Below are 21,122 nucleotides of genomic sequence, written 5' to 3'. Positions count from 1 at the left end.
CGCTCGGACGCAGCGCGTCATCGATCTCGGGCTGACCGGGTAAATCGATGACGCGCACCGCTTCGGCGGGGCGTGGGGCTTGGCTCTGCGGTTACACCGCGTAGACTACCGACCCGTGATTCAGCTTGAGCAAGTGACGAAGACGTACCCGAAGGCGTCCCGGCCTTCGCTCGACAACGTGTCCGTCTCGATCGAGAAGGGCGAGTTCGTCTTCTTCATCGGTCCATCCGGCTCCGGCAAGTCCACCATCATCAAGTTGCTGCTACACGAGGTCACGCCCAACAAGGGCCGGGTCGTCGTCAACGGCAAGGACGTCACGTCGATGCGTTCCTGGAAGCGACCCCACTTCCGGCGTTCCATCGGCTGCGTCTTCCAGGACTTCCGGTTGCTGCCGAACCGCACCGCGTACGAGAACGTGGCGTTCGCGCTGGAGGTGATCGGTAAGACGAAGGCGGTCGCCCGCCGGGTCGTGCCGGAGGTGCTGGAGCTGGTCGGTCTCGGCGGCAAGGAGCACCGCTACCCGCATGAGCTCTCCGGTGGTGAGCAGCAGCGTGTCGCGGTGGCCCGGGCGTTCGTCAACCGGCCGCTGATCCTGCTGGCCGACGAGCCGACCGGAAACCTGGACCCGGACACCTCGATCGAGATCATGCGCCTGCTGGACCGGATCAACCGCACCGGTACGACCGTCGTGATGGTCACGCACGACTCCAACATCGTGAACCAGATGCGGCGCCGGGTCATCGAGATCGAGAGCGGCCGCATCGTGCGCGACCAGGCCCGCGGCGTCTACGGCTGAGCCGGACGACGTTCCGTAGACCCTGACGACGAAACCTCACGCCGGAGAGCCGGAGGAATATCCCGATGCGGATGAAGTACGTCCTGTCCGAAGTACTGGTCGGGCTGTGGCGCAACGTCACGATGACCATCGCCATGATCATCACAATGGCGGTGTCGCTGTTCATGCTGGGCGGCAGCGGCCTTCTCTACCAGAAGGTCGGCGACATGAAGGACCTCTACTACGAGAACGTCGAGGTCTCGATCTTCCTGAAGACCGATGCCACCAAGGAACAGGTCGACGCGCTGGGTCAGCAGCTCGATCAGGACCCGCTGGTCAAGGACTCGACGTACGTCAACAAGGAGCAGGCGTACGAGCGCTTCCAGCAGATGTACGCCGACGCCCCGGATCTGGTCAGCGCCGTCAAGCCGGACCAGCTTCCCGAGTCGTACCGGGTCAAGCTGAACGATCCGGAGCAGTACAAGGCGATCTACGACAAGTACAAGACCGCCGAGGGCATCGACACGATCGTCGACCAGAGCAAGCTGCTCGACAAGGTCTTCGGCGTGCTCAGCGGGTTCCAGAACGGCGCCCTCGCGATCGCCATCGTGATGGCCGTCGCCGCCCTGCTGCTCGTCGCGAACACCATCCAGGTCGCCGCGTACAGCAAGCGGCGTGAGGTGGCGGTCATGAAGCTCGTCGGCGCGTCGAACTGGTTCATCCAGGCGCCGTTCGTGCTGGAGGCGGTGGTGGCCGGTCTGTTCGGCTCCATCCTGGGCCTGCTCGCGTTGGTCGCGGTGAAGCTGCTGTCGGCCGGCAGCTCGATGGCGGCCCTGGAGGGCCTCATCACCCCGATCTCCTGGTCCGAGATCTTCCTGACCTTCCCGCTGATGGCCGCCGTCGGTGGCGTGGTCAGCGCGGTCACCGCCTGGGTCACGCTCCGCTTCTACCTGCGGGTCTAGTCACCTCGTACGGCTCACCGAGGGCCCTTCCGCGCCGGAATAAACGGCGCGGGAGGGCCCTTGTGGTTCCGGTAGCATGATCTCCGCTCGTCGGCCGGTGGCCGGCGAGTCGATCAGGAAGGGGGTGGCGCCGATGCCACGGGAGAAGGGTCGCAAGGTGGTCGCCTCCAACAAGAAGGCACGCCACGACTACGCCATCCTCGACACGTACGAGGCGGGCATGGCGCTGACCGGCACCGAGGTCAAGTCGCTGCGGGCCGGGCGGGCGTCGCTCGTGGACGCGTTCGCGCAGGAGCGTGACGGCGAGATCTACCTGCACGCCATGCACATCCCGGAGTACGCCCAGGGCACCTGGACCAACCACGAGCCCCGGCGTACCCGCAAGCTGCTGCTCAACCGGCTGGAGATCGACCGGCTGCTGGGCAAGCTCAAGGAGAGCGGCCTGACGCTGGTGCCGTTGCAGGTCTACTTCTCCGACGGCTGGGCCAAGGTGGAGATCGGCCTGGCCCGGGGTAAGAAGTCGTACGACAAGCGCCAGGACCTCGCCAAGCGGGACGCCGCCAAGGAGATCGCCCGGGCGGTCGGTCGGCGCGGCAAGGGCATGTCTGAGTGATTCGTCCGGTTCGTCCGGCTGCCCGCGTCGGGCGGGCCTCGGGATGAATCCGGTTGCGCCAGGCGTTAGGCTTGGTGTGCTGCCGACAGGGGCAGCGCTTCGAGGGGGTGACTGGTTTCGACTTCGTACGCAGCGACAGGGGAAGCGAGCCGAGGAAGCCGACGTCGTCTCGAGAATCGGTCGTCGGAAACCAATAAGCGCCAAGAACAATCGCGCTGACTTCGCTCTCGCCGCCTGAGGCGAGTAGCAAGTCTGTCGGCCTGGGAGCGCCTTCGACCCAGTTAGCCGGCATCAGCTAGAAGGCTGGCCAATCGGACCCGGTCGCGGGGTCCGTGCGGCGAGATCAATCAGCGACTGGGCCCGTCACACCAACTTGCTCGCGTGAGCGGTGGGGCCGAGTAGAGGCATAGCGAGCTGCGCTCGGAGAAGCCCTGACAAACCGGCGAAGGACCCGGGTTCGATTCCCGGCACCTCCACCACACAGACTGTGCGCCCCGTCCACCCGGACCGGGGCGCACAGTCGTCTGAGGCTTCTGAGCCCTCTGGGGCCGCTGCGCCCACAGGGGCAGATGAGGCGGCGCCGACCGCTGGACAGCGCCCGGAACCGGGTCCACCATCGCCATACGGGTTCGCACCCAGCAGCGGGAGGTGTCCCATGGTCACCAGTCCGATCCAGCAGCCGACCGCCGTGCTCCCGAGCGCCTCCGGTGACCTGCGCGCCCTCGGGCGGGCGCTGGCCACCGCCGGGCCGCGCTGGCGGGAGCGCCTTCTCACCGATCTGGACCCCGTCCGGTGGGGTTTCACCGAGCACGTCCGCGTCACCGAGGGAACGGGCGGGCACTACGCCGACCTGGTGCGCGCCGCACCCCGGCTGGACCGGGGCGTACGCCTGCTGGTCGGCGAGCACGCCGCGATCAGCGCGGCGCTCGCAGCGCTCCAGCACTCCGTACGCCTGCCCGGGGTGTCCGCCGCGGAGGTGCGGGCGCGCACCCGCGACCTGTTGCGGGCGCTCGACCGGCACCGGCGGCACGGCGCCGACCTGCTCTGGGAGGCGTACCAGGCCGACCTCGGCGGCGAGGACTGAGCCCGGGGAACCCGCCGGGACGGGCACGCGTCCAACCCCGTATGCGTCGCGTGCTCGCCCTGCTCGGGATCCCGTTGCTGGCCCTCTCCGCCTGCGCCACGCCCGGCGCCGATCCGGGGGTGGCCCCGCCCGCCGGCCCGGACCAGCGTCCCGCGTTCACCGAGCGGGCCGAGGAGGTGGCAGCGGGCTGGCAGCCCGGGCCGGGCTGGCGCGACGGGTACGTGCCGCTCCAGGACCCGACGGTGCTCACCGGCGACCCGCGCTTCACCGAGGAGACGAAGACGGCGTTCGGCGCCGGCTGGTACCGGGACCAGATCCCGGTCCCGGCCGACGTGCCGAAGGACGGCACGATCCGGTTCCCCGACGGCACGCTGCGGGTGCCGCTGGTCAGTGCCGCCGACGCGTACGCCGAACTCCACCAGGGCGACCCGCCGCCGTGCGACGGGCGCCCGGCCGCACCGGACCCGGCACCGACCGGTCGGCCCGGCCCGAACGACCCGGTGTCGACCTCGGCGCCGGGCGCGTGCGTGGCGCTCACCGTGACCGGGGTACGGCTGGGCACCGCGCCGGTGTGGACGAGCCGGGGGCGTGCCGAGGTGCCCGCCTGGCTGTTCACCGTGGACGAGCTGGCCGTACCGGTGGCGCGGGTCGCTGTCGCGCCGCGCGTGACCGGCCGGGCGCCCGGCGGCGCGGTGCCCGCCCGGCCGCTCCCGGCGGGCCTGGTGTCCGCGCAGCAGTTGCGGGCGGTCGAGGGCGACCGCATCGACTACCTGCTGGGTGTCGGCGCCTGCGACGGTCCGCCCACGCCGCTGGTGCTGGAACGGCCGGACGTGGTGGTGATCGGCGGCGCCGTGGTCCCGCCCACCGGCCCGTGCACCATGCAGCTCGTGATGAAGCCGGTGAGTGTCACGCTCAGCGCGCCGGTGGGCGGCCGGGCCGTGCTGGATGCCGCCAGCGGCGCGCCGCTGGCCGTCCGGCCCGGCTGAGGCTCACAGGATCCGCGGCACGTCGGTGCTGATCGGCACCGGCAGCACCGTCGGCCGGTCCGCGTCGAGCGCGGTGGTCAGCGCCGCGCCGAGCCCGTCCAGCGTGGTCACCGCACCGGCGCAGCCGTAGCCGTGCGCCACCGCCGTCACGTCCAACCCGGGCAGGTCCAGCGCGGGCACGCCGGGGGTGTGCTTCAGCTCGGCGAACGCCTTCAGGATCGCGTACTGCTGATTCACCGGGACCACGACGGCGAGCGGCAGGCGCAGCCGCGCCGCCGTCCACAACGCCTGGACCGAGTAGTGGAACGAGCCGTCGCCGACCACCGCGACGACCGGGCGGCCACGCCCGGTGTCGCGTTCGGCGAGCGCCATGCCGACCGCCGCCGGCAGCCCGAAGCCGAGGCCGCCGCTGGCCATCGTCAGGTACGAGCGCGGCCGCTCGATCGGCAGCCGGCGGCGCAGCGCGGCCAGGTTGGACGGCGACTCCTGCACCAGCACCGCGTCCGCCGGCCACGCGTCCGCCAGCGCGGCGAACAGCGCGTCGGCGCTCGGCGGGTCGGCCGGCTCGGGCGGGGCCGGCTGCGGGCGCGGTGACGGCGCCGCCCGATCGGTCGGCGGCAGCAGCTCGCACAGCGCGGCCATGGTCAGCCCGGCGTCGCCGAGCAGGCTCTCCCCGACCGGAGCGCGGGCCGCCTCGTCCGGGTCGTCGGTGACGTGCAGCAGCCGCGCGTCACCGGGCAGGTAGTCACCGGGCACGTGCGGGTAGTAGCGGAACACCGGCGCGCCCACCACCAGCACCACGTCGTGGCCGCGCAGCGCCTCCGACAGCGGCCCGATCGCGTACGGCAGCACGCCCCGGAAGTGCGGGTGGCGCTCCGGGAACACGGCTCGCTCCGGCGCCGGGGCGGCCCAGACCGGGGCGGCCAGGCGTTCGGCCAGCGCGACCGCGTCCGACCAGGCGTCCGACCGGTCCACCGCCGCGCCGAGCACCAGCGCCGGGGCGCGGGCGGCGGCCAGCACGCCGGCGAAGCTCCGCAGCCGGTCCGGGTCCGGTGCGATCCGGGTGGCGACGGTACGCACCTGCGGCGGCGGGTCGGCCGGACGGTCCCAGTCGTCCATCGGCAGGGAGAGGAAGACCGGTCCGGCGGGGGGCTGCACCGCCGAGGCGTACGCCCGCATGAAGGCCGCCGGGATGTCCTGCGCGCGGGCCGGTTCGTGGGCCCACTTGACGTACGGCTGGGCCAGCTCGACCGCCCGGGGGCTGGCCAAGCGCGGCTCGATCAGCAGCATCTCGCGGGTCTGCTGGCCGGCGCTGACGATCAGCGGGGTCCGGTTGTGCCAGGCGGTGACCAGGTTGCCCATGCCGTTGCCGGTGCCGGGCGCGGTGTGCAGGTTGACGTGCGCGGGCCGGCCGGTGCCCTGGGCGTAGCCGTCGGCCATCGCGACCGCCGACGCCTCCTGGAGCGCGTGCACGTAGTGGAAGTCGTCCGGGAAGTGCTGGAGGAACGGCTCCTCGGTCGAGCCGGGGTTGCCGAAGACGGTGGTCAGGCCGAGCGCGCGCAGCAGGTCGTAGGTCGCCTCCCGCACCGTCGCCATCGCCGGCTGCCTCCGTTCCGCACGCGGATGCCGGAGCCGGCCCGGTGCCCAGTCTCCCGACCAGCCGAATCTATCGGGCCGAAGGCGACTTTTCGGGCGCTTCCCGCGCTCAGGGCAGCGGGAACGGCAGCTTGATCCCGTCCAGGGCGCTCCCGCACCCGCACTCCCGCTCGGCGGGCAGTGCCGCCACGGCGTCCAGCAGCAGCCCGCGCAGCCGGTCGGTGTTCTCCGCGAAGACCCGGAACACCTCCTCGTGGGTGACCGACTCGCCCGCCTCGACGCCCGCGTCCAGGTCCGTCACCAGCGCGATCGACGTGTAACAGAGGGCCAGCTCACGGGCCAGCACCGCCTCCGGGTGGCCGGTCATGTTGACGATCGTGCCGCCCATCGAGGCGAACCAGCGCGACTCCGCCCGCGTCGAGAAGCGCGGACCCTCGACCACGACCACAGTCCCGCCGTCCACCGCCGGCACGCCACGCCCCGCCGCCGTGTCGAGCAGAGTGCGCCGCCCGGCCGGGCAGTACGGGTCGGCGAACGACACGTGCACCGCGCCCCTGTCGTAGTACGTCTGCGTGCGTCCGCTCGTGCGGTCGATCAACTGATCCGGCACCACGAACGTCCCCGGGCCGAGCTCCGGCCGCAGGCCACCCACCGCGCACGGTGCCAGCACCTGGCGTACGCCCAGCGACCGCAGCGCCCACAGGTTCGCCCGGTACGGGATCAGGTGCGGCGGGTAGCGGTGATCGCGCCCGTGGCGGGGCAGGAACGCCACCCGGCGACCGCCCACCTCGGCGACGGTGATCGGGCCCGACGGCTCGCCGTACGGGGTGTCCACCACGTGCTCCACCCCGTCGAGCAGGGCGTAGAGCCCCGACCCGCCGATCACCGCCAGTTCGGCCTGCGCCGCCATCCGGCCCTCCCTCGATCCGTCGCGATCACCCGCCGTCAGACCTTAACCAGCGGGCCGGGTGCAGGCTATGGTGCGTGACATGGCGTTGACAGGGTGGACGGTCGACGGCCTCGGGCCCGTACGGGCGCACGGCTGACGGGTGTCGGACATGCAGGGTGAGGGGCAGGCGATCGGTGGCCGAGCCATGGAGTCGATGACCGGACGACTGCTGGTCGCGACACCAGGGCTCAAGGATCCGAACTTCGACCGTACGGTCGTGCTGCTCGTCGCCCACGAACCCGGCGGCGCCCTCGGGGTGGTGCTGAACCGGGCCACCGAGGTCTCGGTGGCCGACGTGCTCGGCGACTGGAGTGACCTGGCCCGCGACCCGGCGGTGCTGTTCGAGGGCGGCCCGGTGCAGCCCGACTCCGCCATCTGCCTGGCCCGGATGCGGCACCCCGTCCGGCCGGTCAAGGGCTTCCACCGCGTCTCCGGCGCGGTCGGCACCATCGACCTCTCCGTCGACCCGGAGAAGCTGCGCGAGTCCGTCGGCGGGATCCGGGTGTTCGCCGGCTACTCGGGCTGGGGTGCCGGGCAGGTCGAGCGCGAGATCGAGGAGGGCTCCTGGTTCGTGTTCGACGCGCTGCCCGGTGACGCCTTCGTCGACCGGCCGGATGATCTCTGGCCGATGGTGCTGCGCCGGCAGGGCGGCATGATGGCGGCGGTGGCCCACTTCCCGCCGGACGTGGCGCTGAACTGAGCCGGGTACGGGGACCCCCGCGAGATGACCATGCCGGGCGGCGTGTGTATAGTTCTCTCCGTGCCCGGGCGACCGGGGACGACCGCAAGGGGCCGTGGCGCAGCTGGTAGCGCACCACACTGGCAGTGTGGGGGTCAGGGGTTCGAGTCCCCTCGGCTCCACCTTGTTTTTGTGCAGGTCAAGCGGCATTTCTCGTCGAGAGATGCCGCTTTTGCCGTTTGGGCACAGCTGCCCCCTATACGCCAACCCGGGCGACAAGATCGGCAACCAGGTCCGGACCCCGCCCTGCCCGCAGCGCGAAAGCACCCGACCGGCGACTGACCGATGCGAACCGACGCACGAGGAGGGCCGGTGGAGAGCCCGTTCGGCCGGCGAGAGTTGAAGCTGGTCCTCGCGGTCGTGCTGGGCACCCTTCTGGTCGGCGGAGGGATGCTGCTCACCGTTCGGCTGAACGAGGCGATCGACGAGCGGGTTCGCGTCGGCGCCGAGACGACAGGTGAAGTGGTCCACGTCGAACGGTTCAGGATCACCCGGTCGTTCGCCGCGACGAGGTTGACCGTGGACTACACGTTCGACGGCGTGCGGTACCGGGAGCGGTTCTCCAGCGAACTCGACGAGAGTGAGTTCCGCGTCGGGGAGTTACTCGACGTACGCGTCGACAGGACGGATCCGACCCTGGCTGCCACGCCCGACGGGTACGCGACGGAGGATCTGCTCCTGCAGGTGCCGACCGTCCTGGCGGGCCTCGGCATCGTCATGATCGTGATCTCGCTCGCGCTGATCAGAACGGGCCCTCGGCGCGATGAGATGGGCCGGCGGGATCTTCAGGAGGGTGTGTCGTCCTGCGGCCTCCTCGATGCAGGCATAGTGAATGCGTGCAGATGCAGGTTCGGCGGCAGCGCAACACAGTCGCCCTTGCCCGCTTCGCCGGCCGATCGGACGGCACGCGCTCCCTGCCCGGCGAGAGTGCCGCCGAGATGGACGACCAGCGGGAACAGCGCGGACCGAACGGGAGCGCGTATTCCGTGGATGCGCCGCACCGGCCGACGCCCTGATCGAGGACGGCCCGAAAGTCGGATCATGGGGTGACGCCGTCCGGGGACGATCATGAGCGTCCGCCGAGATCCGACCGTGAGGGAGAGCACCGTGAACGACTCCATCCGCATCCGACAGGCCGGTCCGGACGACGCGGCCGTGGTGGACGCCCTGGTCCGGGAGATCGCGGCCCACGAGGGGGAGAGCGAACACGTCGGCGCCACACCCGACCGATGGCGTGAGGTGCTCGGCCGCGCCGACGTGACGGTCCTGCTGGCCGAGCGGGACGGCGAGGTGCTCGGCTACGTCTCCGCGCAGCGGCGCCTGCACATGTGGAGCGGTGAGGACATCCTCGCGCTCGACGACCTGTTCGTCCGTGCCGAGGCTCGGAACGGTGGCGTGGGCCTGCGGTTGATGACCGCCTTGGCCGAGCGAGCCGCCGCCGAGCGGCTCGTCATCCGGTGGGAGGTGAAGCCGGAGAACGAGGCGGCGCAGCGCTTCTACCGGCGGATCGGCGGCACGCTCTACCCGAAGGTGGTCGTCCGCTGGCTGCCGGAGAGCTACCTGCCGTTGGTCGACGACAAGCCGTAGCCGCTCAACCCGTCGCGCGGCCCGCGAGCACCAGCGCCCAGCACAGCGCGCCGAACCCCGCGGTGCTCGCCAGCGTCCGGACCACGTTCCAGGTGACCCAGGCGGACTCGAAGCGCTCCCGCGCCGCTCCGAGATCCGCCGTGCCCGCCGCCGCGAGCGCGTCGTTCAACGGCACGTTCACCGCCACGGTGACGACGAACATCACCAGGTACAGGGCGAGCCCGGCGACGATCCACGGCAGCGCCGGCCGGGTCGCCCCGCGCCACGCCAGCACCGCTGCGAGCGCCGCCAGCACCGGCGTACCCAGGAACGCCAGCAGGAACCAGCCGTTGACGATGGTGACGTTGATGCGCTGCATCGCGTCCACGAACGTGCGGTCCTCAGCGCCGCGCAGCGCCGGCATCACCGCGTACGCGAACGCGGCGAACAGGCCCGCCATCAGCCCGGCCCCGACTGTGGCGCCGACCAGCGTCAGTTGTTGTACGAGTCGCATGTCCTCATCGAACCGCCGGACGGTGAGACGGCACATGGTCAGGACGCGCGATCCTGTGTTCAATCGTCTCGTGGACGCCGTCTCCGGTCTGCTCGACGGTCCCCGCGCGCGGGGCGCCTTCCTGCTGCGTTCGATCCTCACCCCGCCCTGGTCGATGCTGATCCGGGACGAGGCGCCACTCACGCTCGTCGCCGTGGTGCGGGGCGACGGCTGGATCGTGCCGGAGGACGGCGACGCCGCGCGGCTGACCTCCGGTGACGTGGCGATCGTGCGCGGGCCGGCCCCGTACACGGTGGCGGACGACCCGACCACGGCACCGCAGGTGGTGGTGCATCCGGGCCAGACCTGCACCACACCGGACGGGCGCGAGCTGTTCGCGATGACGCGCTGGGGCGTACGCACCTGGGGCAACGGGCCGGACGGCCGGACCGTGCTGCTCACCGGCACGTACCCGGTGCGGGGCACTGTCGGGCGGCGGCTGCTGGACGCGCTGCCGCCGCTCGCGGTGGTGCGGCGCGAGTCGTGGGACACGCCGCTGGTGCCGCTGCTGGCCGATGAGATCGTCAAGGACGACCCCGGTCAGGAGGCGTTGCTCGACCGCCTGCTCGACCTGCTGCTCATCGCCGCGCTGCGGGAGTGGTTCGCCCGGCCGGGTGCCGCCGCGCCCGCCTGGTACCTGGCGTACGCCGATCCGGTGGTCGGCCGCGCGCTGCGGATGCTGCACGACGACCCGGCCCGGCAGTGGACGGTGGCGTCGCTCGCCGCGGAGGTGGGGATGTCCCGGGCGGCGCTGGCCCGGCGCTTCACCGCGCTGGTCGGTGAGCCGCCCATGGCGTACCTGACGGGCTGGCGGCTGGCGCTCGCGGCCGACCTGCTCCGCGAACCCGGCGCCACGGTCGGCGCGGTGGCCCGCCGGGTCGGCTACGGCAGCTCGTTCGCCCTGAGTGCGGCGTTCAAACGCCGGTACGGCGTGAGCCCGCGCCGGCACGTCGACCCGGATAGATTGGCCGGATGACTGTCGACCTGTTCGCCGGCGTCCCGGTGCGCGATCTCGTGGTGGCGACGGACTGGTACGAGCGGCTGTTCGGCGCCCCGCCGCAGTTCCGGCCGAACGACAGCGAGGCGGTGTGGGAGCTGGCCGAGCACCGCTACCTCTACGTCGACGTGCGGCCCGAGCACGCCGGTCACGCCATGCAGACGGTAGTCGTCGACGACCTCGACTCCCGCGTCGCGGCGATCACCGCCCGCGGTCTGACGCCGACCGCGCGGGAGATCTACGACAACGGCGTCCGCAAGGTGATCTTCCACGACCCGGACGGCAACGAGATCGGCTTCGGCGGCGGCCCGGCCTGACCGGGGCCGGCCGGGCCGCGGGGATTCGCGGCCCGGCCTGCCACGTCAGCGCGGGCGCCGGGTCTTCGGCAGGTCGAACTGGTCGGCCCGGCGGCAGTCCTTCGGGCCGCCGATCGCCTTCGGGCCGACCTCGTCGAGGGCCTTGCGGGCGCGCTGGCGGCCCAGGTTCCAGGCGTACCAGGGGTCGGGTTCGGCGAGGTCGTCGGCGATCCAGCTCAGCGTGCACCGGCGTACCGGGTCGGGGAGCTTGGCGAGCGCCGGGGTGGCGTCGGCGGACAACGCACGCAGGTACCAGGCGTCGATCTTGCCGGTCTGCTCGTACCGCAGCGTGTTGCGGCGGGCGACGTAGTCCTCCGGGTTGAGCACGGCCAGGCCGAGCAGCATCGCCACGGCCAGCGCGAGCGTGGTGCCGGGAATCCACCGGCCCCGCCACCTGACGCCGGCCGCGATGATCATCAGGAAGACCGTGCCGAGCAGCAACTCGAACGCCATCACGAAGATCCGCTCACCGGTGAAGCTGTAGACCTTCTGGTACGTCCACATCCGGGACAGCGCCGACGCCACGATCACCACGCTCAGCGCGCTGATCAGCCCGAGCAGCACGCGCAGCAGGATCCGCTCGATCGGCCGTTCCCGGCGCGCCCAGCGGCTCACCCCGCCGAGCACCGCCACCGTCAGCAGCGTGACGAAGAGCAGCTGCCAGAAGCCGCTGCGCGCGTACTCGGCGTAGCTGAGCCCGGCGACCCGCTGCACGTGCTGCTGCCCGCCGAAGAGCGTGGTGAACTGCACCACCACGAACCCGGCGAACAGCAGCGTGAGCGCGCCGATGGCCGGGGCCCACTCCAGCAGGCCGAGACGGCGCTCACCCGCCCGATCCACTGTGGACAGGTCGGGTGGCGCGGCGAGCGTGTAGAGCGCGGCGACAGCGATCAGACCGCCCACCACTGCGAGGAACAGCCAGCCGAACACCGTACCGACGTTGATCTCGGGGACGAGCGAGCCGAGCGCCTCGGAGAACGCCGCGTCGGCCGACGCGAGCAGGCTGCCGAAGACCACGAGCACCACGACCGTGGCGACCACCGAGACGGTCACCTTGCGTACCGTCGCCTCCTGCGGCGAGGCGGTGATGTGCCGGCGTACCCACGGCAGGCCCCGCAACGCCGCGAACGGCGTCGCCACCAGGCCGAACAGGACCGAACGCACCAGCCGCCCGCCGATGATCGCCAGGGTGGCGCAGCCGAGCGCGCCGAGCACGCAGAACGTCACGAGCCACCAGGCGTTCCGGAACGCCGGCACCGCGATCAGGGCCAGCGCGGCCGCCGCCCACCCGGCCCGGATGAGCTTGTCGGCGCGCGGCAGGTCCGCGGTCTTCGACCGGACCGCCAGCACCACCGCGAGCGTGAGCGTGAGCCACCCCAGGAACCAGCCGATGCCGACGCGGCCGAGCGGCACGAAGACCGCGCTGCCGACCGCGGCGGCCAGCACCGCGAGCGGCACCGCCCGCCCGGTCGCCGCCTTCGGGCCGGGCCACCGCGCGCCGAGGAACGAGGTCCGCGGCACCTGGGGTCGCGGCGCCCACGTCGGCGCCTGCGGGTGCCCGCTCCACCCCATGCCGGGGTACGGCGGCGCGGGCACCGGCCCACCGCCGTGCGGAGGCGGCATGCCCGGCGCACGGTGCGTACCCGGCGCGGGCGGCGGTCCGGAGGCCGGCTGCGTGCCCGGCGCGGTCCACGCCCCGGAGGCCGGCTGCGTGCCGGGGGAGGTGACAGGCGTCTGCGCAGCGGCGGCAGGCGCCTGCGCGGCGCCGGACGGGCCGGTGGCCGCTGGCGTGCTGGGAGAGCCGGCAGGAGTCCCCGGGCCGACATCCGGGCTGGACGATGCGGTGTCGCCGGTGGCCGGAGGCGTCGCATCCGCCTGCTCCCGGCGAGCTGCCGGAACGGTGTCCGGCGGGGCGGCGGCGGTAGTACCGCTCGCGCCGGTGGCCGGGGCAGCACCCTCCATCGAGGAGCGCTCGGCGGTGGGCGCGGCGGCCTGCGTGGGCACCGCAGGCTGGCCCGTCGCCGTCTGCTGGCCGGGCGCGGGGACCAGCGGGAGGAACAACGCGTACCCCTGGGTGCCGGGCGGCACGCTGACCGGAATGGCCCAGCCGGGTTGCCCCTCGGCGCCGGGCCACGGCACCGGCGCGGGAGCGCCCTCCATCGTGGGCAGGACCAGCAGGTACGGCTGTGCGGGGGCGGGGACGTCGCCCGGCGCGGGACCGGCCGCCGGGGCGGCGCGGGACGGCTCGGGGGACGATGCCGGGTCGGACAAGGGGCGCTCCTCGATCACAGGGTTTCGTCACTCTAGGGCCCATCAGGCGTCCGTCGCCGCCCCGGTTGTCCGTTCGGTCATGCCGCCCGGGCCGATCGGCGCGGATCGAACCTTTGGCGGCTCGCGGCCGTACCAGTGCGCGGGAGGTCGATCACATGGCCGCACGTCGCGCGTTCGCCGCGCTCGCCGCCGTCGCCGCGACGGTGCCGCTGACCGCCGCGCCGGCCGCGGCGCACGGTGCGCCGACCAGCCCGCTGAGCCGGGCCGCCGCGTGCGGGCCCGAGGGTGGCCGGGCGCAGACGCCCGCCTGCCGGGCCGCGGTCGCCGCCGGAGCGGCGGTACGCGAGTGGGACAACATCCGGGTGGCCCGGATCGACGGGCGGGACCGGGAACGCATCCCGGACGGTGAGCTGTGCAGCGGCGGACTGTCCGCGTACCGGGGACTGGACCTGGCGCGCGCCGACTGGCCCGCCACCACGCTCACGGCCGGTGCCCGGCACACGTTCCGCTACCGCACCACCATCCCGCACCGGGGCACGTTCCGGTACTACGTCACCACCGGCTCGTACTCGCCGAAGCGCGTGCTCACCTGGGCGGATCTGGAGGAGAAGCCGTTCCTCGAGGTCACCGACCCGCCGATCCGCGCGGGCGCGTACGAGATGCGGGGGCGGCTGCCCGCCGGGCGTACCGGCCGGCACCTCGTCTACGTCATCTGGCAGAACTCGGACACCCAGGACACGTACTACTCCTGCTCGGACGTGATCTTCCGGGCGGCACGCGGTGAGCCGGATCCGCCGTCGGCAGCGCCGAAGGCGGGCGCGTCGCCTCCGCGTACCCTCGCCGGGCCGGCGGCCGACGACGAGCCGGCGGTGCCGGTCGCGACGGTGACCGACGGCGGACCGCTGTCCCGGCCGCTCGTGGCCGGCGCGGCGGCGCTCGTCGTCGCGCTGCTCGCGGCGGCGGTGATCGGACTGCGGCGGGCCGGCGGGCCGCCGCCCGGGCGGCCGTGCGGTGTCCGCAACCACCGCGCCGGGCGGCGCCGCGTCTGGTGACTCAGCCGAGCAGGCCCTCGACCTCGGCCAGGTCGTCCCCGGCGAGGTCGAGGTTGTTCAGCGCGGCGACGTTGCCCTCCAGTTGCCCGACGCTGCTCGCGCCGATGATGAGACTGGTCATGCGCGGGTCGCGCAGCGCCCACGTCAGGGCGAGCTGGGCCAGGGTCTGCCCGCGCCGCTCGGCCACCGCGGCGAGGCCCCGGACCGTCGCCATCGTCTCCTCGTCGAGGTCGCTCTCGTTCAGGAAGACGCTCGTGCGCACCCGGGAGTCGGCCGGGATGCCAGTCAGGTAACGGTCGGTGAGCAGGCCCTGGGCGAGCGGGCTGTAGGCGATGCAGCCGGCGCCGACGCGCTCCAGCGTGTCCAGCAGGCCGTCGCTCTCCGTCCACCGGTTCATCATCGAGTACGACGGCTGGTTGATCAGCAGCGGCGTACCCAGGTCGCGCAGGATCGCGGCGGCCCGCTCGGTCTGCTCCGAGTCGTAGTTGGAGATGCCCACGTAGAGCGCCTTGCCGGAGCGGACGATCGCGTCGAGCGCGCCCATCGTCTCCTCCAGCGGGGTCTCCGGGTCGAACCGGTGCGAGTAGAAGATGTCGACGTAGTCCAGCCCGAGGCGGCGCAGCGACTGGTCCAGCGACGAGATCAGGTACTTGCGCGAGCCCCACTCGCCGTACGGGCCGGGCCACATCAGGTAGCCGGCCTTGCTGGAGATCACCAGCTCGTCCCGGTACGGCTTCAGGTCGGTGGCGAGCAGCCGGCCGACGTTCTCCTCCGCCGAACCGGGCGGCGGGCCGTAGTTGTTCGCCAGGTCGAAGTGGGTGATGCCGAGGTCGAAGGCGCGGCGGACGATGTCGCGCTGCCGCTCGAAGGGGCGGTCCGGTCCGAAGTTGTGCCACAGGCCGAGGGAGATGACGGGCAGCTTCAGTCCGCTCCGGCCACTGCGCCGGTAGATCATCTCGTGGTATCGGTCGTCGCTGGCGAGATAGGTCACCAGGCCATTCTGTCCGGACCGGAGTGCGCACGCAGCAGCCCGGGTACGTTCGGCCTCATGCGTTACGTGCGGCTCGACACCCCCAAGCCCATCTCCAAGATCGGCCTCGGCACCTGGCAGTTCGGCTCCAAGGAGTGGGGCTACGGCCCCGAGTACGAGCGCCGGGCCGCCGAGATCGTCCGGCGGGCGCTCGACCTGGGCGTCACCCTGTTCGACACCGCCGAGCTGTACGGTTTCGGCCGCAGCGAGCGCATCCTCGGCGCGGCGCTGGGCGACGACCGGGCCAAGGTCGTGGTCGCCACCAAGATCTTCCCGTTGCTGCCGGTCGCCCCGGTGGTGCAGCAGCGCGCGGTCGCCTCCGCCGCCCGGCTCGGCGTCGACGGCATCGACCTCTACCAGGTGCACCAGGCCAACCCGGTGGTCGCCGACACCACCACCATGCGCGGCATGCGTTCGCTGCAGGACGTCGGTCTGGTCGGCGAGGTCGGCGTCAGCAACTACGGTCTGCGCCGGTGGCGGTTCGCCGAGGCCGCGCTGGGCCGCCGGGTGCTGAGCAACCAGGTCCGCTACAGCATGATCGACCGCGGCCCCGAAGAAGACCTCATCCCGTACGCGGAGCAGGCCGGCCGCATCGTCATCGCGTACTCGCCGCTGGCGCAGGGTTTCCTCTCCGGCCGCTACGACGCCACGAACCCGCCCGCCGGGGCGGTACGCCGGGCCAACCCGTACTTCCTGCCGGAGAACCTGGAACGCGGCACCGCGCTGATCGCCACGCTGCGCGAGGTCGCCGACGCGCACGACGCCACGCCGAGCCAGATCGCGCTCGCGTACGTGCTGCGGAGCCCGAACGTGGTGGCCATCCCCGGTGCCTCCGGCGTCGAGCAGATGGAACGCAACGCGGCCGCCGCCGAGATCGACCTCGCCGACGACGAGTACGCCGCACTGGTGGCCGCCGCGCACGCGTTCCGCCCGGTCACCGGGCTGGCCGCCGTACCCCGGATGGTCCGCGCCCGGCTCGGGAAGTAAGCGGCGCTCCGGCGGCGTCAGTGGCGACGGGCGCCGCCGGTCACCGGACCGCGCTAGCGTGGATCGGGTGACCGCTCCCAACCAGGTTTCCCCGGTCCCGCCCGCCGACCTGCCGAGCACGCTCGGCGAGCTGCGCGCGACCGGCCACCAGTACCGCACGGTCAAACAGGAACTCCGAGACAACCTCCTCGCCCGGATGGGTTCCGGCGAGGACCGCTTCCCCGGCATCGTGGGCTACGAGGACACGGTGCTGCCCGAGGTCGAGCGCGCGCTGCTCGCCGGGCACGACATGGTGCTGCTCGGCGAGCGCGGGCAGGGCAAGACCCGGCTGATCCGCTCGCTCGGCGCGCTGCTGGACGAGTGGACCCCGGTGATCCCCGGCTCGGTACTCAACGAGCACCCGATGCACCCGCTCACCCCGGCCTCCCGGGCGCTCGTCGGCTCGGCCGGCGACGATTTGGCGATCGGCTGGCTGCACCGCTCGATGCGCTACGGCGAGAAGCTCGCCACGCCGGACACCAGCGTCGGTGACCTGATCGGCGACGTCGACCCGATCCGCCTCGCCCAGGGGCGCACGCTCGGCGACCCGGAGACCATCCACTTCGGGCTCGTACCGCGTACCAACCGGGGCGTCTTCGCCGTCAACGAGCTGCCCGACCTGGCCGAACGCATCCAGGTGGCGCTGCTCAACGTGCTGGAGGAGCGCGACATCCAGGTCCGTGGCTACCAGTTGCGGCTGCCGCTGGACCTGCTGCTGGTGGCCAGCGCCAACCCGGAGGACTACACCAACCGGGGCCGGATCATCACGCCCCTGAAGGACCGGTTCGGCGCGGAGATCCGTACCCACTACCCGCTCGACCTCGACCTGGAGCTGGCGCTGATCCGGCAGGAGGCCGACCTGGTCGCCGTCGTACCGGAGCACGTGCTGGAGGTGCTGGCCCGGTTCGCCCGCGACGTGCGGGAGTCGCCGTCGGTGGACCCGCGCTCCGGCGTGTCCGCCCGGTTCGCCATCGCCGCCGCGGAGACGGTCGCCGCCGCCGCGTTGCGTCGTTCGGGTCTGCTGGCCGGTGCCGCTGCCTCTGCGGGCGCCGGTGCCGGGGCGGCCTCGCGGCCGGAGGCGCCGGTGGCCCGGATCGGGGACACCGTGTCGGTGACCTCCACGCTGCGCGGCAAGGTCGAGTTCGAGAGCGGCGAAGAGGGGCGCGAGATCGAGGTGCTCGCGCACCTGCTGCGTACCGCCACCGCCGAGACGTTCCGCGCCCGCCTCGCCGGGCTCGACCTGTCCGGCTTCACCGCGATCGTCGCCGAGGGCGGCGCCGTCGAGACCGGCGAGCTGGTCTCCTCGGCCGAGCTGTTGCGCCAGGTCGGGACCGTGCCGGGGCTGGCCAAGGTGCTCGACCGGCTCGGGCTCGGCGACGCGCCCAGCCCGGAGGAGGCCGCCGCCGGGATCGAGTTCGTGCTGGAAGGGCTGCACCTGACCCGTCGGCTCGGCAAGGACGTCACCGACTCCGGGCGCACCGTCTACGGGGACCGGGACTGACAGTGGCCGGCGGCAACCGCTTCCGGTACGGGCAGTGGCGCGGCGGACCCGACCCGCTCGCCCCGCCGTACGACGTGCGCGCCGCGGTGGACGCGGTCGGCTCGGACGTGCTCGCCGGCGGCAGCCTGCGCGAATCGCTGCGCGAGCTGCTGCGACGCGGCCCGCAGGGGCGCGGCGGGCTGGACGACCTGGCCGCCCGCGCCCGCCGCCTGCGCCGGGAGGCGCTGCGCCGGGGCGACCTGGACGGCGCCGTCACCCGGGCCCGGGCACTGCTCGACCAGGCGCTCGCCGCCGAACGCGACGAGCTGCGCGGCCGCGACGGCGACGACGCCCGGTTCGCCGAGGCCGTGCTCGACAACCTGCCCCGCTCCACCGCCCGCGCGGTGTCGGAGCTCTCCGAGTACGACTGGGCCAGCGACGAGGCGCGGCAGACGTACCAGCGGATCCTCGACGGGCTGCGCGGTGACGTGCTGGAGCAGCGGTTCGCCGGGCTGCGCGACGCGGCCCGGGCCACCGCCGACCCGGCCGTCCAGCGGCAGCTCGCCGAGATGATGCGCGACCTCAACGACCTGCTCGCCCGGCACGCCCGATCCGAGGACACCACCGACGCGTTCGCCGAGTTCATGCGCCGCCACGGCGAGTTCTTCCCGGAACGCCCCACTGACGTCGACGAGCTGATCGATGTACTGGCCCGGCGCGCGGCCGCCGGCGAGCGGCTCATGCGGTCGCTGTCGGACCGGCAACGCGAGGAACTGGCCGGGCTGATGCGCCAGTCGCTCGGCGACCGGCTCGCCGGTGAACTGTCCCAGCTCGACGCGCACCTGCGGTCGCTGCGGCCGGACCTGAACTGGCAGCGTGGCGAGCGGGTCCGCGGTGACCAGCCGCTCGGCTACGGCGAGGCCACCGGCGCGCTCGACGAGATCGCCGAACTCGACGAGCTGCTGGACTCCCTCGACCAGGACCAGCCCGGCGCCACACTCGACGACGTCGACGTGGAGGCCGTCGCCCGGACGCTGGGCCGGGACGCCGCCGACGACGTACGCCGGTTGCAGGAGCTGGAACGCGAACTGCGCCGCCAGGGCTGGGTCACCCGCGACGCGGACGGGCTGACGCTCAGCCCCAAGGCGCTGCGCCGGCTCGCGAGCACCGCGCTGCGGCGCGTCTTCTCCGACCTGACCGCCGGCCCGCGCGGCCAGCACGACCTCCGCACGGCGGGCGCCGCCGGCGAGGTGAGCGGGGCGTCACGCCCCTGGGAGTACGGCGACGAGCAGCCGCTCGACGTGGTGCGCACGCTCGCCCGGGCGGTACGACGGGCCGGTCCCGGAGTGCCGGTGCCGCTCGCGGTCGAGGACTTCGAGGTGGTGGAGACCGAACGGCGGGCGTCGGCGGCGGTGGTGCTGTGCGTCGACCTGTCGTACTCGATGATCTCGCAGGGCCGCTGGGGTCCGATGAAACAGACCGCGCTGGCCCTGTCGCACCTGATGGCGACCCGGTTCCCGCAGGACGCGCTGCAGATCGTCGGCTTCGGCCGGGAGGCGATGCCGCTCACCCAGCAGGAGCTGGCGGCGGTGGAGCCGGACATGCAGCAGGGCACCAACCTCCAGCACGCGCTGCGGATCGCCGGACGGCACCTGCGCCGCCACCCGGGTGCCGAGCCGGTGGTGCTGGTGGTCACCGACGGTGAGCCGACAGCGCACCTGGACCCGGAGGACGGCGAGGCGTACTTCCACTGGCCGCCGCTGCCGGAGACCATCTCGGCGACGATCCGGGAGGTGGACCGGCTGACCCGGTACGGGGCGACGCTCAACCTGTTCATGCTGGGTGACGATCCAGGGCTGCGGCGGTTCGTGGACGCGGTGGCGCGGCGCTCGGGTGGCCGCATGTTCACCCCGGACCTGGACGACCTGGGCGAGTACGTCGTCTCCGACTACCTTCGTGCTCGCCACGGCCGCCGCTGACCCTGCTGCTCCCCGCCCCGACGCCGATCTTGGAGTTGTGGCACCCGGGATGCCCGACTCACGGCTTTCGCGAGGCACCACAACTCCAAGATCGCCGCATCCGTCGCCAGTTCACCCGCGATCTTGCACTTGCTGCCCGGGCAAAACTCGCAAACGGGATGCCGGGAGGGCGTGAACTGCAAGGTCGCGCGTGTCGCCTGCGGCGCCCTTCGGGTCAGCCCTGGCGGGCTGCGTCGATCATGAGGTTGACGGTGCGTGGTGTCCGTTTTGTCGCCGCCAACCTCATGATCGACGCTGCGGGCGCCCGGGAAGGGTTTCTCCTGGGGTGATCAAGGAGTATGTGCCCTCGGCAGCGCCGGAAAGTGCCGCAAACTCCTTGATCACCGGGTGTAGAGCGGGGTGTCCGGGTGGGGGACTGGTGCGGGTGGCTTGTGGGCGGGGTGTCCGGGTTGGGGGTGGTGGGCGGCACTCTGGTGGCGGAATCGTGGGCGGGTGCCGGGCGTTGTAACCGAGTGAACGACCGAGCACTGGCGCCGCCGAGCGAGGCGGTGCCGGCTGTGGGCACAGCCCAGGCCGCAGTCGTTGAGTACGTCTCCGACGGCCTGAGCCGCAGGCAATCACCCCGGCTGGCGGGTCGTTGACGATGGTTGCGACGACGCGTCAGGGCCCGGGAATGATCCTGGCCGGCTGGTCGTTGAACACGGTTCCGACGACGTGAACCGCTCGCACCGCACCCCCGGTGGTGGCGTGAGCCGGCCGGGAATGACGGCGGGTCGCAGGTCGTTGGACATGCTTCCGGCGCCGCGTAGAGGCCCCCGCCCCGCGAGCAGCCGAGAGATCCTCCCGAAGTCTTTGAGCGCCTGACGGTGCCCACGTATCCCGTCCCCCGGCGGGTGCGTCGACCCCCGAATGGAGCACTTGTGATGAACACGATTCTGCGTAAGAGCGTTCTGGGTGTTGCTGGTCTGGCTTTCGCCGGTGGCGTGTTCGCCGGTCCGGTCGCCGCCCACGCGGCGGACACCACCACCCACCCAAGCCGGTTGCGGCCACGGTGCAGGGTGACAAGCTGATCCCGCACGGCGTTCAGGGCGAGCAGTCGCGCATCGAC

At 72.6% G+C, this 21,122-nt stretch carries 19 protein-coding genes, 1 tRNA gene, 1 other RNA gene and 1 pseudogene; 17 read left to right on the top strand and 5 right to left on the bottom strand.

Annotated features, from left to right (window positions below; genetic code table 11):
• Positions 1–115: 115 nt before the first annotated feature.
• The 6 genes from ftsE (at position 116) to ACPCK6_RS24280 (ending at position 4,420) form a co-directional block, all read left to right on the top strand.
• A complete protein-coding gene (gene ftsE, locus ACPCK6_RS24305; protein ID WP_013284225.1) occupies positions 116–796 on the top strand; it encodes a cell division ATP-binding protein FtsE in 681 nt (226 codons plus the stop codon).
• Between the two features lie 65 nt (positions 797–861).
• On the top strand, positions 862–1,737 hold the full coding sequence (gene ftsX / locus ACPCK6_RS24300) for a permease-like cell division protein FtsX (protein WP_194798448.1): 876 nt from the start codon (positions 862–864) through the stop codon (positions 1,735–1,737).
• Positions 1,738–1,870: 133 nt separating this feature from the next.
• Positions 1,871–2,350 (top strand): SsrA-binding protein SmpB, encoded by a 480-nt coding sequence (smpB, locus tag ACPCK6_RS24295; protein ID WP_396880402.1) that lies wholly within the window; start codon positions 1,871–1,873, stop codon positions 2,348–2,350.
• A 103-nt stretch (positions 2,351–2,453) separates the two neighbouring features.
• Positions 2,454–2,829: a transfer-messenger RNA gene (ssrA, locus tag ACPCK6_RS24290) on the top strand.
• Positions 2,830–3,005: 176 nt separating this feature from the next.
• On the top strand, positions 3,006–3,434 hold the full coding sequence (locus ACPCK6_RS24285) for a hypothetical protein (RefSeq protein WP_423482321.1): 429 nt from the start codon (positions 3,006–3,008) through the stop codon (positions 3,432–3,434).
• A 41-nt stretch (positions 3,435–3,475) separates the two neighbouring features.
• Positions 3,476–4,420, top strand: a complete 945-nt coding sequence (locus ACPCK6_RS24280; protein WP_423482320.1) for a hypothetical protein — start codon at positions 3,476–3,478, stop codon at positions 4,418–4,420.
• A gap of 3 nt (positions 4,421–4,423) precedes the next feature.
• On the opposite strand, the gene mdlC is transcribed toward ACPCK6_RS24280, so the two are convergent.
• Together mdlC and ACPCK6_RS24270 are read right to left on the bottom strand one after the other, a co-directional pair.
• Entirely contained in the window at positions 4,424–6,016 is a 1,593-nt protein-coding gene (gene mdlC / locus ACPCK6_RS24275) for a benzoylformate decarboxylase (RefSeq protein WP_423482319.1), read from the bottom strand.
• Between the two features lie 109 nt (positions 6,017–6,125).
• Complete coding sequence (locus tag ACPCK6_RS24270) at positions 6,126–6,926, bottom strand: S-methyl-5'-thioadenosine phosphorylase (protein WP_396880037.1); 801 nt, start codon at positions 6,924–6,926, stop codon at positions 6,126–6,128.
• A gap of 148 nt (positions 6,927–7,074) precedes the next feature.
• Between ACPCK6_RS24270 and ACPCK6_RS24265 the strand changes: the two genes are divergently transcribed.
• The 4 genes from ACPCK6_RS24265 to ACPCK6_RS24250 all read left to right on the top strand — a co-directional run bounded on the left by ACPCK6_RS24265 (position 7,075) and on the right by ACPCK6_RS24250 (position 9,291).
• Entirely contained in the window at positions 7,075–7,665 is a 591-nt protein-coding gene (locus tag ACPCK6_RS24265) for a YqgE/AlgH family protein (RefSeq protein ID WP_396880403.1), read from the top strand.
• Between the two features lie 88 nt (positions 7,666–7,753).
• Positions 7,754–7,826: transfer RNA gene (locus tag ACPCK6_RS24260), tRNA-Ala, on the top strand.
• Between the two features lie 190 nt (positions 7,827–8,016).
• Positions 8,017–8,754: a DUF3592 domain-containing protein gene (locus tag ACPCK6_RS24255; RefSeq protein ID WP_396880038.1), complete on the top strand. Its 738-nt coding sequence runs from the start codon at positions 8,017–8,019 to the stop codon at positions 8,752–8,754.
• Positions 8,755–8,811: 57 nt separating this feature from the next.
• Complete coding sequence (locus ACPCK6_RS24250; RefSeq protein ID WP_396880039.1) at positions 8,812–9,291, top strand: GNAT family N-acetyltransferase; 480 nt, start codon at positions 8,812–8,814, stop codon at positions 9,289–9,291.
• Positions 9,292–9,295: 4 nt separating this feature from the next.
• On the opposite strand, the gene ACPCK6_RS24245 is transcribed toward ACPCK6_RS24250, so the two are convergent.
• Positions 9,296–9,784: an anthrone oxygenase family protein gene (locus tag ACPCK6_RS24245; RefSeq protein ID WP_423482318.1), complete on the bottom strand. Its 489-nt coding sequence runs from the start codon at positions 9,782–9,784 to the stop codon at positions 9,296–9,298.
• Positions 9,785–9,854: 70 nt separating this feature from the next.
• On the opposite strand from ACPCK6_RS24245, the gene ACPCK6_RS24240 reads away from it, so the two are divergent.
• Together ACPCK6_RS24240 and ACPCK6_RS24235 are read left to right on the top strand one after the other, a co-directional pair.
• Positions 9,855–10,799 (top strand): AraC family transcriptional regulator, encoded by a 945-nt coding sequence (locus ACPCK6_RS24240; protein ID WP_423482317.1) that lies wholly within the window; start codon positions 9,855–9,857, stop codon positions 10,797–10,799.
• On the top strand, positions 10,796–11,137 hold the full coding sequence (locus ACPCK6_RS24235; RefSeq protein ID WP_423482316.1) for a VOC family protein: 342 nt from the start codon (positions 10,796–10,798) through the stop codon (positions 11,135–11,137). The genes ACPCK6_RS24240 and ACPCK6_RS24235 overlap by 4 nt, the downstream gene beginning before the upstream one ends.
• Before the next feature lie 45 nt (positions 11,138–11,182).
• Here the strand turns inward: ACPCK6_RS24235 and ACPCK6_RS24230 are convergent, their stop codons facing one another.
• Positions 11,183–13,447, bottom strand: coding sequence for a DUF4153 domain-containing protein (locus ACPCK6_RS24230; protein ID WP_423482315.1), 2,265 nt, complete (start codon positions 13,445–13,447; stop codon positions 11,183–11,185).
• 155 nt (positions 13,448–13,602) lie between these two features.
• On the opposite strand from ACPCK6_RS24230, the gene ACPCK6_RS24225 reads away from it, so the two are divergent.
• Positions 13,603–14,499 carry a lytic polysaccharide monooxygenase auxiliary activity family 9 protein gene (locus tag ACPCK6_RS24225; RefSeq protein ID WP_423482314.1) on the top strand — a complete coding sequence of 299 codons (897 nt, stop codon included), beginning with the start codon at positions 13,603–13,605 and terminating at the stop codon, positions 14,497–14,499.
• Position 14,500: 1 nt separating this feature from the next.
• Here the strand turns inward: ACPCK6_RS24225 and mgrA are convergent, their stop codons facing one another.
• Positions 14,501–15,490, bottom strand: a complete 990-nt coding sequence (gene mgrA / locus ACPCK6_RS24220) for an L-glyceraldehyde 3-phosphate reductase (RefSeq protein WP_396880045.1) — start codon at positions 15,488–15,490, stop codon at positions 14,501–14,503.
• A 57-nt stretch (positions 15,491–15,547) separates the two neighbouring features.
• Between mgrA and ACPCK6_RS24215 the strand changes: the two genes are divergently transcribed.
• The 4 genes and pseudogenes from ACPCK6_RS24215 to ACPCK6_RS24200 form a co-directional block, all read left to right on the top strand.
• Positions 15,548–16,516, top strand: coding sequence for an aldo/keto reductase (locus tag ACPCK6_RS24215; protein ID WP_396880046.1), 969 nt, complete (start codon positions 15,548–15,550; stop codon positions 16,514–16,516).
• Positions 16,517–16,574: 58 nt separating this feature from the next.
• Positions 16,575–18,056 (top strand): magnesium chelatase ATPase subunit I, encoded by a 1,482-nt coding sequence (locus ACPCK6_RS24210; protein WP_396880047.1) that lies wholly within the window; start codon positions 16,575–16,577, stop codon positions 18,054–18,056.
• 2 nt (positions 18,057–18,058) lie between these two features.
• Positions 18,059–20,014 (top strand): VWA domain-containing protein, encoded by a 1,956-nt coding sequence (locus ACPCK6_RS24205; protein WP_423482313.1) that lies wholly within the window; start codon positions 18,059–18,061, stop codon positions 20,012–20,014.
• A gap of 923 nt (positions 20,015–20,937) precedes the next feature.
• Positions 20,938–21,122: pseudogene (locus ACPCK6_RS24200) on the top strand (hypothetical protein); the annotation flags it as partial.

This window comes from Micromonospora sp. AB353, assembly GCF_049538395.1.
Classification (GTDB): Bacteria; Actinomycetota; Actinomycetes; order Mycobacteriales; family Micromonosporaceae; genus Micromonospora; species Micromonospora aurantiaca.
This window is presented reverse-complemented; position numbering and strand designations above follow the sequence as displayed.

Coding starts and splice junctions, on each gene's coding strand:
- ACPCK6_RS24215 (WP_396880046.1), top strand. CDS start 15,548: ATGCGTTACGTGCGGCTCGACACCCCCAAGCCCATCTCCAAGATCGGC.
- ACPCK6_RS24280 (WP_423482320.1), top strand. CDS start 3,476: ATGCGTCGCGTGCTCGCCCTGCTCGGGATCCCGTTGCTGGCCCTCTCC.
- ACPCK6_RS24235 (WP_423482316.1), top strand. CDS start 10,796: ATGACTGTCGACCTGTTCGCCGGCGTCCCGGTGCGCGATCTCGTGGTG.
- ACPCK6_RS24285 (WP_423482321.1), top strand. CDS start 3,006: ATGGTCACCAGTCCGATCCAGCAGCCGACCGCCGTGCTCCCGAGCGCC.
- mdlC (WP_423482319.1), bottom strand. CDS start 6,016: ATGGCGACGGTGCGGGAGGCGACCTACGACCTGCTGCGCGCGCTCGGC.
- ftsX (WP_194798448.1), top strand. CDS start 862: ATGCGGATGAAGTACGTCCTGTCCGAAGTACTGGTCGGGCTGTGGCGC.
- ACPCK6_RS24265 (WP_396880403.1), top strand. CDS start 7,075: ATGCAGGGTGAGGGGCAGGCGATCGGTGGCCGAGCCATGGAGTCGATG.
- ACPCK6_RS24225 (WP_423482314.1), top strand. CDS start 13,603: ATGGCCGCACGTCGCGCGTTCGCCGCGCTCGCCGCCGTCGCCGCGACG.
- ACPCK6_RS24245 (WP_423482318.1), bottom strand. CDS start 9,784: ATGCGACTCGTACAACAACTGACGCTGGTCGGCGCCACAGTCGGGGCC.
- smpB (WP_396880402.1), top strand. CDS start 1,871: ATGCCACGGGAGAAGGGTCGCAAGGTGGTCGCCTCCAACAAGAAGGCA.
- ACPCK6_RS24270 (WP_396880037.1), bottom strand. CDS start 6,926: ATGGCGGCGCAGGCCGAACTGGCGGTGATCGGCGGGTCGGGGCTCTAC.